The sequence below is a fragment of the Tardiphaga sp. 172_B4_N1_3 genome, from assembly GCF_052076035.1.
In the GTDB taxonomy this organism is placed as follows: domain Bacteria; phylum Pseudomonadota; class Alphaproteobacteria; order Rhizobiales; family Xanthobacteraceae; genus Tardiphaga; species Tardiphaga robiniae.
Genome location: NZ_CP197238.1, coordinates 2,458,224 through 2,472,837, shown reverse-complemented (window position 1 = coordinate 2,472,837; position 14,614 = coordinate 2,458,224). Strand labels below are relative to the sequence as shown.

Annotated in this window: 13 protein-coding genes; 12 read left to right on the top strand and 1 reads right to left on the bottom strand. The window is 61.2% G+C overall.

Annotated features, from left to right (window positions below; all coding sequences use genetic code 11):
- Positions 1–17 precede the first annotated feature (17 nt).
- From secE to AB7783_RS11590, 5 genes are all read left to right on the top strand, one after another.
- Positions 18–209: a preprotein translocase subunit SecE gene (gene secE / locus AB7783_RS11610; protein WP_068731532.1), complete on the top strand. Its 192-nt coding sequence runs from the start codon at positions 18–20 to the stop codon at positions 207–209.
- Between the two features lie 12 nt (positions 210–221).
- On the top strand, positions 222–752 hold the full coding sequence (nusG, locus tag AB7783_RS11605; RefSeq protein WP_068731530.1) for a transcription termination/antitermination protein NusG: 531 nt from the start codon (positions 222–224) through the stop codon (positions 750–752).
- Between the two features lie 129 nt (positions 753–881).
- On the top strand, positions 882–1,310 hold the full coding sequence (gene rplK / locus AB7783_RS11600; RefSeq protein WP_068731528.1) for a 50S ribosomal protein L11: 429 nt from the start codon (positions 882–884) through the stop codon (positions 1,308–1,310).
- Between the two features lie 6 nt (positions 1,311–1,316).
- On the top strand, positions 1,317–2,009 hold the full coding sequence (gene rplA, locus AB7783_RS11595; protein ID WP_089268281.1) for a 50S ribosomal protein L1: 693 nt from the start codon (positions 1,317–1,319) through the stop codon (positions 2,007–2,009).
- Positions 2,010–2,105: 96 nt separating this feature from the next.
- Positions 2,106–3,056 carry a 2-hydroxyacid dehydrogenase gene (locus AB7783_RS11590; RefSeq protein ID WP_441277687.1) on the top strand — a complete coding sequence of 317 codons (951 nt, stop codon included), beginning with the start codon at positions 2,106–2,108 and terminating at the stop codon, positions 3,054–3,056.
- Between the two features lie 5 nt (positions 3,057–3,061).
- Here AB7783_RS11590 and AB7783_RS11585 read toward each other — a convergent pair whose 3' ends face one another.
- Positions 3,062–4,198 (bottom strand): FAD-dependent oxidoreductase, encoded by a 1,137-nt coding sequence (locus AB7783_RS11585; protein ID WP_441277686.1) that lies wholly within the window; start codon positions 4,196–4,198, stop codon positions 3,062–3,064.
- A gap of 108 nt (positions 4,199–4,306) precedes the next feature.
- Here AB7783_RS11585 and AB7783_RS11580 point away from each other — a divergent pair, with 108 nt between their 5' ends.
- From AB7783_RS11580 to rpoB, 7 genes are all read left to right on the top strand, one after another.
- Complete coding sequence (locus AB7783_RS11580) at positions 4,307–4,987, top strand: TetR/AcrR family transcriptional regulator (RefSeq protein ID WP_441277685.1); 681 nt, start codon at positions 4,307–4,309, stop codon at positions 4,985–4,987.
- Positions 4,988–5,148: 161 nt separating this feature from the next.
- A complete protein-coding gene (locus tag AB7783_RS11575; RefSeq protein WP_184517891.1) occupies positions 5,149–5,613 on the top strand; it encodes a (2Fe-2S)-binding protein in 465 nt (154 codons plus the stop codon).
- Positions 5,614–5,616: 3 nt separating this feature from the next.
- Positions 5,617–7,782, top strand: a complete 2,166-nt coding sequence (locus AB7783_RS11570) for a molybdopterin cofactor-binding domain-containing protein (protein WP_441277684.1) — start codon at positions 5,617–5,619, stop codon at positions 7,780–7,782.
- Positions 7,779–8,420, top strand: a complete 642-nt coding sequence (locus AB7783_RS11565) for an Isoquinoline 1-oxidoreductase subunit (RefSeq protein WP_231080285.1) — start codon at positions 7,779–7,781, stop codon at positions 8,418–8,420. The genes AB7783_RS11570 and AB7783_RS11565 overlap by 4 nt, the downstream gene beginning before the upstream one ends.
- 656 nt (positions 8,421–9,076) lie before the next feature.
- Entirely contained in the window at positions 9,077–9,595 is a 519-nt protein-coding gene (gene rplJ / locus AB7783_RS11560; RefSeq protein WP_089268275.1) for a 50S ribosomal protein L10, read from the top strand.
- Positions 9,596–9,649: 54 nt separating this feature from the next.
- Positions 9,650–10,027: a 50S ribosomal protein L7/L12 gene (rplL, locus tag AB7783_RS11555; RefSeq protein WP_089268274.1), complete on the top strand. Its 378-nt coding sequence runs from the start codon at positions 9,650–9,652 to the stop codon at positions 10,025–10,027.
- Positions 10,028–10,458: 431 nt separating this feature from the next.
- Positions 10,459–14,574 (top strand): DNA-directed RNA polymerase subunit beta, encoded by a 4,116-nt coding sequence (gene rpoB / locus AB7783_RS11550; RefSeq protein WP_089268273.1) that lies wholly within the window; start codon positions 10,459–10,461, stop codon positions 14,572–14,574.
- The last annotated feature ends 40 nt before the right edge of the window (positions 14,575–14,614 follow it).

Below are 14,614 nucleotides of genomic sequence, written 5' to 3'. Positions count from 1 at the left end.
ATGCGGATCACATAACGATGGCGTTCAGCCCGTTCAAATTCCTGCAGGAAGTGCGCACCGAGACCAACAAGGTCACGTGGCCCTCGCGACGCGAGACGACCATCACGACCATCATGGTTTTCGTCATGGTGGCGCTGTCGTCGATCTTCTTTTTTGCGGCGGATCAGGTCATCCGCTACCTCGTCGCCTTTTTGCTCACGATGCACTGACGGAACAGAATTATGAGCATGCGCTGGTACATCGTTCACGCCTATTCGAATTTCGAAAAGAAGGTGATGGAGTCGATCAAGGAACAGGCCAAGCAGCGTGGCCTGGAAGACCTGTTCGAACAGATTCTGGTTCCGGTCGAGAAGGTCACCGAAATACGTCGCGGTCGCAAGATGGACGCCGAGCGCAAGTTCTTCCCGGGCTACGTGCTGGTGAAGATGCAGCTCACCGACGAAGCGTTTCATCTGATCAAGAACACCCCGAAGGTCACGGGCTTCCTCGGCGCGGAAAACAAGCCGATGCCGATTTCGGAAGCTGAAGCCATGCGCATTCTGCACCAGGTGCAGGAAGGCGTGGAGCGCCCGAAGGCGTCGGTGTCGTTCGAGATCGGCGAGAACGTGAAGGTGGCCGATGGTCCGTTCGCGTCGTTCTCCGGCGTCGTCGAGGAAATCGACGAAGCACGCTCGCGCGTGAAGGTCGCAGTGTCGATCTTCGGCCGCGCCACGCCGGTCGAACTGGAATTCGGTCAGGTCGAAAAGGTCTGATCGCAATAGCGCGAGGTTCGCCTCGCGTTTCTAAGGCCGTGGGAGGAAGAGGGCGGTTGCCAACCGCTTATCGACCGAACCACGAAACCTGAAACAGCCGGTCGATGACCGGCACAACAGGAGTGACACATGGCAAAGAAAGTGACCGGATACCTGAAGCTTCAGGTGCCGGCCGGTGCGGCGAACCCTTCGCCCCCGATCGGTCCCGCGCTTGGTCAGCGCGGTTTGAACATCATGGAATTCTGCAAAGCGTTCAACGCGCAGACGCAGAAGGAAGAAAAGAACACCCCAATCCCGGTGGTGATCACGATCTATGCCGATCGTTCGTTCACCTTCGCCCTCAAGACCCCCCCGATGTCCTTCTTCATCAAGAAGGCCGCCAAGCTCACCTCCGGCTCCAAGCTGCCGGGTCGTGACAAGGCCGGCGCGGTGACCAAAGCGCAGGTGCGCGAGATCGCCGAAGCGAAGATGAAGGATCTGAATTGCGACACCATTGAATCGGCCATGAAGATGGTTGAGGGCTCTGCCCGTTCGATGGGTGTCGAGGTCGCGGGGTAAACGGTCATGGCAATTGGAAAACGTTTGAAGAAGGCCCGTGAGGGCATCGACCGCGAGAAGCTCTATCCGGTCGCCGAGGCCATCAAGATGGTCAAGGAACGCGCCAAGTCGAAGTTCGATGAGACCATCGAAATTTCGCTGAATCTCGGCGTCGATCCGCGTCACGCCGACCAGATGGTCCGTGGCGTCGTCACCCTGCCGAACGGCACCGGCCGCACCCTGCGCGTCGGCGTGTTCGCCCGTGGCCCGAAGGCTGAAGAAGCCAAGGCTGCCGGTGCAGACGTCGTCGGTGCAGAAGACCTGTTCGAGAAGGTCCAGGCCGGTCAGATCGATTTCGATCGCTGTATCGCAACCCCTGACATGATGCCGCTGGTCGGTCGCCTTGGTAAGGTGCTCGGTCCGCGCGGCATGATGCCCAACCCGAAGATCGGCACCGTGACCATGGACGTCACCGGCGCAGTCAAGGGTGCCAAGGGCGGTTCGGTCGAGTTCCGCGTCGAGAAGGCCGGCATCGTGCAGGCTGGTATCGGCAAGGCATCTTTCTCGGAAGAGAAGCTCGTCGAAAACATCAAGGCTCTGGTCGATGCCGTCTCCAAGGCGAAGCCGGCTGGCGCGAAGGGCACCTATCTGCAGCGCGTTGCCGTGTCTTCGACCATGGGCCCCGGCGTCAAGGTTGAGACGGGCACCGTGCTCGGCTAAGCCGGAACAAGGCTTGCAAGAAACCAGGGCGGAATCGGGCAACCGGTTCCGCCCTTTCTTTTGTCTTCCGCTCTTTGACCCAGCAGGAATGTCACGATGGCCGAGAAGGTTCTGATCTATTCGCGTTTCCCGAAGTCCCAAATGGTGCGCATCGGCGAGCACTTCGATCTTCTAGACGCTGCAGGCAAGCCACCGCTGCAGACCTTTTCCGCTGACCAACTGAAAGACGTGCGTGCGCTGATCACCGCGGGCGGTCAGGTGCTCAAGGCAGACGTGATGGACATGATGCCGGCGCTCGGCGCCATCATCTGCTACGGCACCGGCTATGACGGCGTCGACTTCAAGGCTGCGGCCGAGCGCAAGATCGTGGTCGGCAACAGCCCGGGCGCGAATGCGGCCTCGGTCGCCGATCTGGCACTCACGCTGATGCTCGCGGTGACGCGGCGCTTGCTGCCTGCGGATCAGTATTTGCGCGAGGGTGGTTGGTCGTCGGCAAAGCCGTCGCCGCTGATGTCGCCGCAGCCCGGCAATCCCGGCCGCAGAGTGGGCGTCTATGGCATGGGCGAGATCGGCCGCAAGATCGCATCGCGCGTCGCGGCCTTCGAATGCGATGTCGCCTATCACAGCCGCAGCAAGCATGATGTGCCGTATCGCTATGAGCCAAGCCTCGAAGCGCTGGTCGAATGGTGCGACGTGCTGATGATCGCCGTGCGGGCAGGGGCCGATACCAACCACATCATCGATGCCGCGATGCTGAAGAAGCTCGGCGCCAATGGCGTGGTCGTGAACATCTCGCGCGGCTCGGTGATCGATCAGGCTGCGCTGACAGCGGCGCTGACGGACAAGATCATCGCCGGCGCTGGCCTCGACGTGTTCGAGAAGGAGCCCCACGCGCCTGACGCACTCACGGCTTTGCCGAATGTTGTGCTGACGCCGCATATCGGTGGTCACACACTCGACTCGCACACGGCGATGCAGGACTGCGTCATTGCCAATCTCGACGCGTTTTACGCGGGCAAGGGGCTGCCCTACGCGGTGGCGGTCTAGGGCAGCTATTCGGTGATCTGGAAACTGGTGAACAGGTCAACCACGCTCTGAGGCGCGTTGTCGTTGAAGAACAGCTTCAGATTCCGGTCGGTCTCCGCGGCAACAGACGCGCTGCGGGGAAAGAGGTCGGTTTCATACGCGATGAGCGCGGCTTCAACATTTTCCGGATTGGCGGCAAGTGCCCGTCCGAGTTCGGCGCCGTCATACATTGCGAGATTGGCGCCTTCGCCGGCGAATGGTGACATCAGGTGCGCGGCATCGCCGAGCAGCGTCACGCCGGCTACGCGATCCCATCGGTGTTCGATCGGCAGCGCATAGATCGGGCGAAGCACAGGGGCGACCTCACTGTTGGTGATGAGCGCTGTCAGCTCCGGAGCCCAGTCCTCGAATTCCGCGGCGATGGGGCCGAGGGCATTCTTCCGGTCCGAGAAGTCGATGCGGGCAATCCAGTCCTCCGGCTTGTTCAGGGCCACGTAGCCTTGCAGTGTTCCATCGGCGTGTCGGTGCGCAAAGATTCCCTGGCCGGGTGCAATCGCCATCAGTGTGCCCCCGCCAACCGCTTCCGCGCTGGCCTTGTGACGGGTGTCGGCGTCGAAAAGAAACGTCTCGATGAATGACGTGCCGACATAGGCCGGTTTCGCTGTTGAAAGAAGCGGACGAACGCGTGACCACGCGCCATCGGCGCCTATGAGGAGATCGGTCGTGACTGTTGAGCCATGGGAGAAAGTCAGTGCGTGCCGCCCGCCGCCGAGTGGAGACGCCGCTGCAAGTTTGTGTCCCCAGCGGATCGTGTCGGCAGGAAGGGAATCGAGCAGAATCTGGCGAAGCTCTCCTCGATCCACCTCAGGTCGACCGCCATTGCCCATGTCGGGCCTGTCAAACAGCAGCTTGCCGTCCTTGTCGCGTATCCGCTTGGCATCGGCACCGACGATGATGATGTCGCGGAAAGCTTCGAACAATCCCGCCGCCTTGAGGGCGAGCTGCCCGTTATATTCGTGAATATCGAGCAGGCCTCCTTGTGCCCGGGAGTCGGCCGCGGCTTCAGCTTCATAGATCGTCGCAGCGATACCGTGAATATGGAGCACGCGGGCAAGCGTCAGCCCGCCGAGCCCCGCGCCGACAATCGCAACATGAGTATTCATCTCGCCACCTTCGCAGTCGCAGGCTGTCCCGGGACATTCCCCAAGACCCGGAATGGAACGTCATTCCATTCTATTGGAACGTCGTTCCATTTATGTCAAGGTTGGGACATGGCCAAGAAAACTCGCAGTAGCCCACGACGCGAAGACTCGCTCTCCCGGGATCGCATCATCGAAGCGTCGGTCGCGATCCTGGACGGCAGCGGGGAAGATGGTCTGACATTCCGCGCCCTGTCAGAGCGGCTCGCCACTGGTCCCGGGGCTATTTATTGGCACGTGCCCAACAAGGGCGAGCTGCTGACCGCCGCCTGCGACGCCATCATCGCCCGCACGATGGATGCGCCTCTGGTTGGCGCAACGCCTCAGGCCATCATTCGCGCCCTCGCGTTGGGCCTGTTCGATGCAATCGACGCGCATCCGTGGGTTGGGTCGGCGCTCACACGTGCCCCCGGGCAGTTGCCCATGGTGCGAATACTCGAACGCATCGGGCAGCAGGTGAGCGCCCTTGGCGTACCTGACGAGGAGCAGTGGGCGACGGTGGGTGCGTTGCTGAACTACATCCTCGGCGTCGGTGCGCAGAACGCGGCCAATGGGCAGCTCGGCCGGACGCGAGGGATCGACAGGTCTGACTTTCTGGACGCGGTCGCAACCACCTGGTCTCAGCTCGATCCGGACGCGTATGCATTCACCCGCAGCATGGCTGCACATTTGCGGGAGCACGACGACCGCAGGGACTTTCTCGCCGGAATCGATCTCATCCTGAGCGGCATCGAAGCGTCGCGGCGCCTCTGACAAGCTGGCGACTGGTCTGCAGGGCCGTTTCGCAAGAACCAATTTCGTTCCCGCGCGGTACAAAAATAATTGAATGGGTTATTCCGCAATGCGGATGTAGATGTCGGCTGTTTAGAACAACTCGAATGTAGGCGTACATTCGACGACATAGGACATCAGCGATGGCTGCGTTCACTCTCAAGATCAACGGTCAGGCCCGTCAGGTCGACGTCGATCCCAACACACCTCTGCTCTGGGCAATTCGAGATGGGGCCGGTCTCACCGGCACCAAATATGGCTGCGGGGTCGCGCAATGCGGCGCCTGCACGGTCTATGTGGACGGCCAGACCGTCCGCTCGTGTTCAATGCCCGTCTCGGCCATCGGCACCAGCGAAATCACCACCATTGAAGGGCTCGCCTCCAAGGAAGCCAAGGCGGTGCAGGCTGCCTGGGTCGCGCTGGACGTGCCGCAATGTGGCTACTGTCAATCCGGCCAGGTGATGAGCGCCACCGCGCTGCTCAGCGTCAATCCGACCCCCACCGACAACGATATCGATCTGGCGATGAACGGCAACATCTGCCGCTGCGCCACCTATGTTCGCATCCGCGCCGCCATTCATGGCGCCGCCAAATCTCTGGAGGGTTGAGCCATGACCGTTCATGACACCAAGCTCTCCCGCCGCACGATGCTCAAGGGCGGTGCCGGCCTCGTACTCGGCGCCTATGTTGCGCGCGCCGACAAGTTGTTTGCGCAGGCGGCGGCAAAGCCGTCAGTCAATATCGCGCCGAACACCTTCCTGATCATCAAGCCCGACAACACCGTGACGGTGCTGTGCAAAGGCATCGAATTCGGGCAGGGGCCGTTCACCGGCATGGCGACTTTGGTCGCCGAAGAACTCGATGCGGACTGGGCGCAGATGCGCGCCGATCACGCGCCGTCAAATCCGCAGCTCTACAAGAATCTGGCGTTCGGCATGCAGGGCACCGGTGGCTCGACCGCCATCGCCAATTCCTACATCCAGATGCGCCAGGTCGGCGCCGCCGCGCGCCAGATGCTGGTCGCGGCTGCTGCCGATGCGTGGCAGGTGCCGGCAGGCGAGATCACTGTCGATAATGGTGTGATCAAGCATGCGTCTGGCCATGAAGGTCGCTTCGGCGAATTCGCCGACAAAGCGATGGCCATGCCGGTGCCGGCTGATCCGAAGCTGAAGGACCCGTCGCAGTTCAGGTTGATCGGCAAGGAAGGCGTCGTGAAACGCCTCGACAGCGCCGACAAGACCAATGGCAAGGCCTTCTACACGCTCGATATCAACGAACCGGACATGCTCACGGTGGTCGTGGCGCGTTCGCCGAAATTCGGCGGCAAGGTCGCGTCCTTCGATGCGACGGCCGCGAAAGCCGTGGCGGGTGTCGTCGACGTCAAGCAGGTGTCGAACGGCGTCGCTGTCTATGCCAAGGGCTTCTGGCCCGCGAAGATGGGCCGCGACGCGCTGAAGATCACCTGGGACGACAGCAAGGCGGAGAAGCGTGGCAGTGCCGAACTGCTGCAGCAATTCCGCGGGCTGTCGAAGACGGCCGGCAAACTCGTCAAGGCCGAGGGCAAGTTCGAAGAGTCGATGGCCAAAGGTGGCCGCGTGATCGAGGTTGAATACGTCTTCCCGTATCTGGCCCATGCCGCGATGGAGCCGCTCAACGCCTATCTGAAATGGGACGGCGACACCGCCTATGCGCGCTATGGCTGCCAGTTTCCGACGCCTGACCATATGGCGATCTCCAAGGTGCTCGGGCTGCCGATCGAGAAGGTCAAGATCGACGTTCTTCTTGCCGGCGGCAGCTTCGGCCGCCGCGCCCAGCAGAGCACGCATCAGGCCATCGAGCTCGCCGAAGTCGCGAAAGCGATCGGACCGGGCAAGCCGGTCAAGCTGGTGTGGACGCGCGAGGACGATATGCGCGGTGGCTACTATCGGCCGTATTGCATCCACCGCATGCGCGGTGCGGTGCGCGACGGCAAGATCGAAGCCTGGAGCGACACCATCGTCAGCCAGTCGATCATGAAGGGCTCCTTCTTCGAGTCCATGATGTTCAAGGACGGCCTCGATCCGACGTCCTATGAAGGCTCGAACGAAATCCCGTACGACGTCGAGAACTTCCGCTGCGACATGCATCAGGTCGATGTCGGTGTGCCCGTGTTGTGGTGGCGCTCGGTGGGCCACACCCACACCGGTTATGTCGTCGAAGCCTTTGTCGATGAACTGCTCGAGGCCGCCGGCAAGGATCCGATCGAAGGTCGGCTTGAACTCCTGAGCAAGAAACCGCGCCATGCGGGCGCGCTGAAGGCCGTCGCCGAACTCGCCGACTGGAAGAACTACAAGGTGCCCGCAGGCCGCGCGCGCGGCGTTGCGGTGGTCGAGAGCTTCAACACCTTCGTCGCGCAGGTAGTCGAACTGTCCATGACCGACGACGGTCCGAAGGTGCACAAGGTGTGGTGCGCGGTGGATTGCGGCGTCGCCGTGAACCCCGACATCATCCGCGCGCAGATGGAAGGTGGCATCGGCTTCGGCCTCGGTCACATCCTCTATGCGGAACAGACGCTGGATGCCGGCGCGCCGGTGTCCGGCAATTTCGACACCTATCGTTCGCTGCGCATCAACGAGATGCCGGAGATCGAAGTGGTCATCGTGAAATCGACCGAGAAGCCATCGGGCGTCGGCGAACCCGGCGTGCCTCCGCTCGGGCCTGCCGTTGCTAACGCGCTGGCGAAACTCGGAGTGGGAAGACCGCGGCAGTTGCCGATCGTACCTGGAGCCTCAGCATGAGCTTGTTCAAACATTCGATGCTGGCGCTGGTTGCCGGCGGCCTCGCGGCGGGTCTCCTCGCATTCGCGGAGCCGAGCTTCCAGGAGGCCGATGCAGCGGTCAGCAATCCGACCAAGCTGCAGTCGGTCTCGGCCTTCGCCAAGATCAAGAACAAGAACGAACGTGCCGTGGCGCTGTTCACGGAAGCCGGCAAGGTCATCCAGTCGCCGCGCTGCATGAACTGCCATCCGGCAACAGAGCGTCCGACCCAGACCGACCGCATGCGGCCGCATATCCCGCTGGTCGTGCGCGGCGAGGGCGGTGTCGGCGCGGCCGGTGGTCTCGCTTGCGCCACCTGCCACCACGAGAACAACTTCGATGCCGCCAACGTCCCCGGCAATCCGAAGTGGGCGCTGGCGCCCATCGAGATGGCCTGGCAGGGCAAGACGCTTGGCCAGATCTGCACCCAGATCAAGGACAAGGAGCGCAATGGCGGCAAGGACATGGCCGCACTTGTGAAGCACATGGCCGAAGACGAACTAGTCGGCTGGGGCTGGCATCCCGGTGGCAACCGGACCCCGGCGCCGGGTACCCAGAAGCAGTTCGGTGAGCTGATCAAGGCCTGGGCCGATGCGGGAGCGGCCTGCCCGAAGGGGTGATGCAATCAAAAGTGGAGCCGGTTCAGCCGGTTCCACTTTTGCGCTCTGAGCGCCCTGACGGCTCCCCTGCAGAAAAGATGCCACATCGGCATTTCGCGCTTGGCAACACGAAAAAGACTCGTTAAACAACCGTTTCCGGGCGTGCTGGCTGGTAGCTGGCGCGTCTGTGTTCGCACTCCGACAACCCACATCGCAGGAGACTTTTCCTTTCAGGCTATCCATACGGATCGCTCGACGGGGATGGGACGCGCGACGCGGATTTGAGGAAGGCGGGCAGGGGTCACCAATAGGCCGGATGATGGCTTATCGATGATCCTGAATCCTGTCCGAGACTGCTGGCGCCTTAGATAAACGCAAGTTTCATCAACGGCTTAATCGTAAAACTTGATGCAGCCAGCATAGACGGGTGAAGACTGGATTTCGCCAATGTCGTTTTGTGCGACATGACGCGTATTTGGTTCGAACCTCGACACCCCGCACCAATGCTGGTTCGCCAGGACGGTTCGGGAGGGCAGGCTATCATATCGTCTCGCCCGACGTGTCTTTAGGCCATGTGTTTTAACGAGCATGGGTCTTGAGGTCAGGTTCAGGTGGGACGGTGGGTGTAACCCGGCGGTCCTATCTCGATAGAGGCCGCCAACCGGAGAGAGCTTGCTGTGGAAAGAGCGGCTAAAAAGGACGCGGTCGACGCGCTGAACGGGGTCTTCAAGACCACCAGCGTTGCGGTCGTCGCCCATTATTCCGGCCTCACCGTTGCCCAGATGCAGAATCTGCGTTCGCAGATGAAGCTGGCTGGCGCCTCGGTGAAGGTCTCGAAGAACCGTCTCGCCAAAATTGCTCTTGAAGGCACGGATGTTGCTGCCATCGGTTCCCTGTTGAAGGGGCCGACTGTGATCGCCACTTCGGACGATCCGGTAGCTGCACCGAAGGTTGCCGTCGAATTTGCCAAGGCGAACGAGAAGTTCGTCATCCTTGGCGGCTCGATGGGTAAAACCGTCCTGAACGTCGACAGCGTCAAGGCCTTGGCCGCGCTGCCCTCGCTCGACGAACTGCGCGCGAAGATCCTCGGCCTCCTTGTGGCGCCGGCGACCAAGATCGCTCAGCTCTCGACAGCTCCCGCGGCGAAGCTCGCGCGTGTTGTTCAGGCCTATGCCTCAAAGAGCGAAGCGGCCTGACGCCCTTCGCATTCAAACCCTGGTTCGAACCAAATACGCTTAAGGAAATAGACAATGGCTGACCTACAGAAAATCGTTGACGATCTCTCGAGCCTGACCGTGCTCGAAGCTGCCGACCTCGCCAAGATGCTCGAAGAAAAGTGGGGCGTTTCGGCTGCTGCTGCTGTTGCAGTTGCTGGTCCGGCTGCTGGCGGCGGCGGTGCTGCTGCTGCTGAAGAAAAGACCGAGTTCACTGTCGTCCTGGCTTCGGCCGGCGACAAGAAGATCGAAGTCATCAAGGAAGTCCGTGCGATCACGGGTCTTGGCCTCAAGGAAGCCAAGGACCTGGTCGAAGGCGCTCCGAAGCCCGTCAAGGAAGGCGTTGCCAAGGACGAAGCCGAGAAGATCAAGGGTCAGCTCGAGAAGGCTGGCGCGAAGGTCGAACTCAAGTAAGACCCTTTATGGGTTCCATCTGGAGGGCGGCCATTTGGTCGCCCTCTGGGCCGGAACCCGATGGACTACACAGGAATGTGTGGGGATGCGCTGGGAACCACCCTCGAATCTCCATGATTGCCATCCCATATCGGGACGGCAGCACGAAAAACACGGTCTGACAGCGGAAACGGCGACGTTTCCGGTTAAGCCGTTGGGAGATGGGCAATTTTCGGGCTTTTCGGTCCGTAGCTAGACGGTTTGGACGGGCGGGATGCAGTCGGGCATCGCGCACGTCGTTTTGCGTTCTGCGATTCAAATGCTCGGGAGAGGGATTTTGTTCCTCACATTGGGCGTCGAATTCGGAACGTTCTTGGAAATTCAACCCGGAGGCGATGGCAGTCGCGCTCTGGAAGGTTCGCCCCTTTCGGGCGACGCAATGAGAGGCCACGATGGGTCAGCAGACGTTCACAGGTCGCAAGCGCGTTCGCAAGTTCTTCGGTCATATTAAAGAAGTCGCAGAGATGCCGAACCTCATCGAGGTTCAGAAGGCGTCCTACGACCAGTTCCTGATGGTCGATGAGCCGACCGGCGGTCGCCTCGACGAAGGTCTGCAGGCTGTTTTCCGTTCGGTGTTTCCGATCTCGGATTTCTCGGGCACCTCGATGCTGGAATTCGTGCGCTACGAATTCGAGCCGCCGAAATATGACGTTGATGAGTGCCGCCAGCGCGGCATGACCTATGCTGCGCCGCTGAAGGTGACGCTGCGCCTGATCGTGTTCGATATCGACGAAGAAACCGGCGCCAAGTCCGTCAAGGACATCAAGGAGCAGGACGTCTACATGGGCGACATCCCGCTCATGACCATGAACGGCACCTTCGTCGTCAACGGCACCGAGCGCGTCATCGTCTCGCAGATGCATCGTTCGCCGGGCGTGTTCTTCGACCACGACAAGGGCAAGACCCATTCGTCGGGCAAGCTGCTGTTCGCTGCCCGCGTGATTCCGTATCGCGGCTCCTGGCTCGACATCGAGTTCGATGCCAAGGACATCGTGTTCGCGCGTATCGACCGTCGCCGCAAGATTCCGGTGACGTCGCTGATGTTTGCGCTGGGTCTGGACGGCGAGGAAATCCTCTCGACGTTCTACAAGAAGATCCAGTTCAAGAAGATCAAGGAAGGCTGGCGCGTTCCGTTCGACGCCACCCGTTTCCGTGGCTACTCCACCGTCAACGATCTGATCGATGCCGACACCGGCAAGGTCGTGCTCGAAGCCGGCAAGAAGCTCACCGTGCGTGCTGCCCGCCAGCTTGCCGAGAAGGGTCTCAAGGCGCTGCGTCTGACCGATGAAGAGTTGGTCGGCAACTATCTCGCCGAGGACCTCGTCAACGTGAAGACCGGTGAAATCTACGCCGAAGCCGGCGAGGAAATCACCGAGAAGTCGCTGAAGGCGCTGAACGAGGAGGGCTACAAGGAACTCCCGCTGCTCGACATCGACCACGTCAATATCGGTGCCTATATCCGCAACACGCTCTCGGCAGACAAGAACCTGACGCGTGAAGACGCGCTGTTCGACATCTATCGCGTGATGCGTCCGGGCGAGCCGCCGACGCTCGAATCCGCGCAGAACATGTTCCAGTCGCTGTTCTTCGACAGCGAGCGTTACGATCTCTCGGCCGTGGGCCGCGTGAAGATGAACATGCGCCTCGAACTCGACGCGCCGGACACTCATCGCACGCTGCGCAAGGAAGACATCCTCGCCGTCATCAAGACGCTGGTGGATCTGCGCGACGGTAAGGGCGAAATCGACGACATCGACCATCTCGGCAATCGCCGTGTGCGTTCGGTCGGCGAGCTGATGGAAAATCAGTATCGCGTCGGCCTGCTGCGCATGGAGCGCGCCATCAAGGAACGTATGTCGTCCGTCGACATCGACACCGTGATGCCGCAGGACCTGATCAACGCGAAGCCCGCGGCTGCCGCGGTGCGCGAGTTCTTCGGTTCGTCGCAGCTGTCGCAGTTCATGGACCAGACCAACCCGCTCTCGGAAATCACCCACAAGCGTCGTCTTTCGGCGCTTGGCCCCGGTGGTCTGACCCGCGAGCGCGCCGGCTTCGAAGTCCGCGACGTGCATCCGACCCATTACGGCCGTATCTGCCCGATTGAGACGCCGGAAGGCCCGAACATCGGTCTGATCAACTCGCTCGCCACCTTCGCGCGCGTCAACAAGTACGGCTTCGTCGAGACCCCTTACCGCAAGGTCAAGGACGGTCGCGTCACCGATGAAGTCGTGTACCTCAGCGCGATGGAAGAGGGCCGTTACTCGGTCGCGCAGGCGAACGTGTCGCTCGACGCCAAGGGCAAGTTCACCGAAGACATGATCATCTGCCGTCATGCAGGCGACGTGTTGCCGCTGCCGGCCGACAAGGTCGATTACATGGACGTGTCGCCGAAGCAGCTCGTTTCGGTCGCTGCGGCGCTGATCCCGTTCCTCGAGAACGACGACGCCAACCGCGCGCTGATGGGCTCGAACATGCAGCGTCAGGCCGTGCCTCTGGTGCGCGCTGAAGCGCCGTTCGTCGGTACCGGCATGGAAGCCGTCGTGGCCCGCGACTCCGGTGCTGCGATCGCTGCCCGCCGTTCGGGTGTCATCGACCAGATCGACGCAACCCGCGTGGTTATCCGCGCGACCGAAGATCTCGATCCGACCAAGTCGGGCGTCGATATCTATCGCCTGATGAAGTACCAGCGTTCGAACCAGTCGACCTGTATCAACCAGCGTCCGCTGGTGAAGGTTGGCGACATCATTCGCAAGGGCGACATCATTGCCGACGGTCCGTCGACCGATCTCGGTGAACTCGCGCTCGGCCGTAACGTGCTCGTCGCGTTCATGCCGTGGAATGGCTACAACTTCGAAGACTCGATCCTCCTCTCGGAGCGGATCGTGAAGGAAGACGTCTTCACCTCGATCCACATCGAGGAATTCGAAGTGATGGCCCGCGACACCAAGCTCGGCCCTGAGGAAATCACCCGCGACATTCCGAACGTGTCGGAAGAAGCGCTGAAGAACCTCGACGAAGCCGGCATCGTCTATATCGGCGCTGAAGTCCGCGCCGGCGATATCCTGGTCGGCAAGATCACGCCGAAGGGCGAAAGCCCGATGACGCCGGAAGAAAAGCTTCTGCGCGCCATCTTCGGTGAAAAGGCGTCGGACGTTCGCGATACCTCGCTCCGCGTGCCTCCGGGCGTGCAGGGCACGATCGTCGAAGTCCGCGTGTTCAACCGGCATGGCGTCGACAAGGACGAACGTGCTCTGGCGATCGAGCGGGAAGAAATCGAACGTCTTGCCAAGGACCGTGACGACGAACAGGCCATCCTGGATCGTAACGTCTACGGCCGTCTGGCTGATCTTCTGGAGAACAAGGTCGGCATCGCCGGTCCGAAGGGCTTCAAGAAGGACGGCAAGATCACGCGCGCCGTGCTCGACGAAAATCCGCGGTCGCAGTGGTGGATGTTCGCCACCGCGAACGACAAGCTGATGACCGAAATCGAAGCGATGCGGAAGCAGTACGACGAGTCGAAGAAGGGCCTTGAACAGCGCTTCCTCGACAAGGTCGAGAAGCTGCAGCGTGGCGACGAACTGCCGCCCGGTGTGATGAAGATGGTCAAGGTCTTCGTCGCGGTGAAGCGCAAGATTCAGCCCGGCGACAAGATGGCCGGACGTCACGGCAACAAGGGCGTGGTGTCGAAGATCGTTCCGATCGAAGACATGCCGTTCCTTGAAGACGGTACGCATGCGGACATCGTGCTGAACCCGCTCGGCGTGCCGTCGCGCATGAACGTCGGTCAGATCTTGGAGACGCATCTTGGCTGGGCCTGCGCAGGCATGGGCAAGAAGATCGGTCAGACTATCGACGCCTATTACCAGAAGCAGGATCTGAAGCCGCTGCGCGACACCCTGAAGAAGGTTTACGGCGAAGACGAAGTCATCAAGTCGCTGAACGACACCGAGCTGCTTGAACTGGCGCGTAACCTGAAGCCCGGCGTGCCGATTGCGACGCCGGTGTTCGACGGTGCGAAGGAAGCCGACATCGAAGAGATGTTGAAGATGGCTGGCTTCGACGCGTCCGGTCAGTCCACCGTCTATGACGGCCGGACCGGCGATCAGTTCGATCGCAAGGTGACCGTGGGCTACATCTACATGCTCAAGCTTCACCATCTCGTGGACGACAAGATCCACGCGCGTTCGATCGGTCCGTACTCGCTCGTCACGCAGCAGCCGCTGGGTGGTAAGGCGCAGTTCGGCGGTCAGCGCTTCGGTGAAATGGAAGTGTGGGCGCTCGAGGCTTACGGCGCGGCGTACACGCTCCAGGAAATGCTGACGGTGAAGTCGGACGACGTCGCAGGCCGTACCAAGGTCTACGAGGCGATCGTGCGCGGCGACGACACGTTCGAGGCCGGTATTCCGGAATCGTTCAACGTGCTGGTCAAGGAAATGCGCTCGCTCGGCCTCAACGTCGACCTGCACAATTCCAAGCTGCCGGGGCCGACCTCCGAAGCTGCCGAGTAAGAACAAGCGTTACGCCCGGCCTGATGGCCGGGCGTCCGCA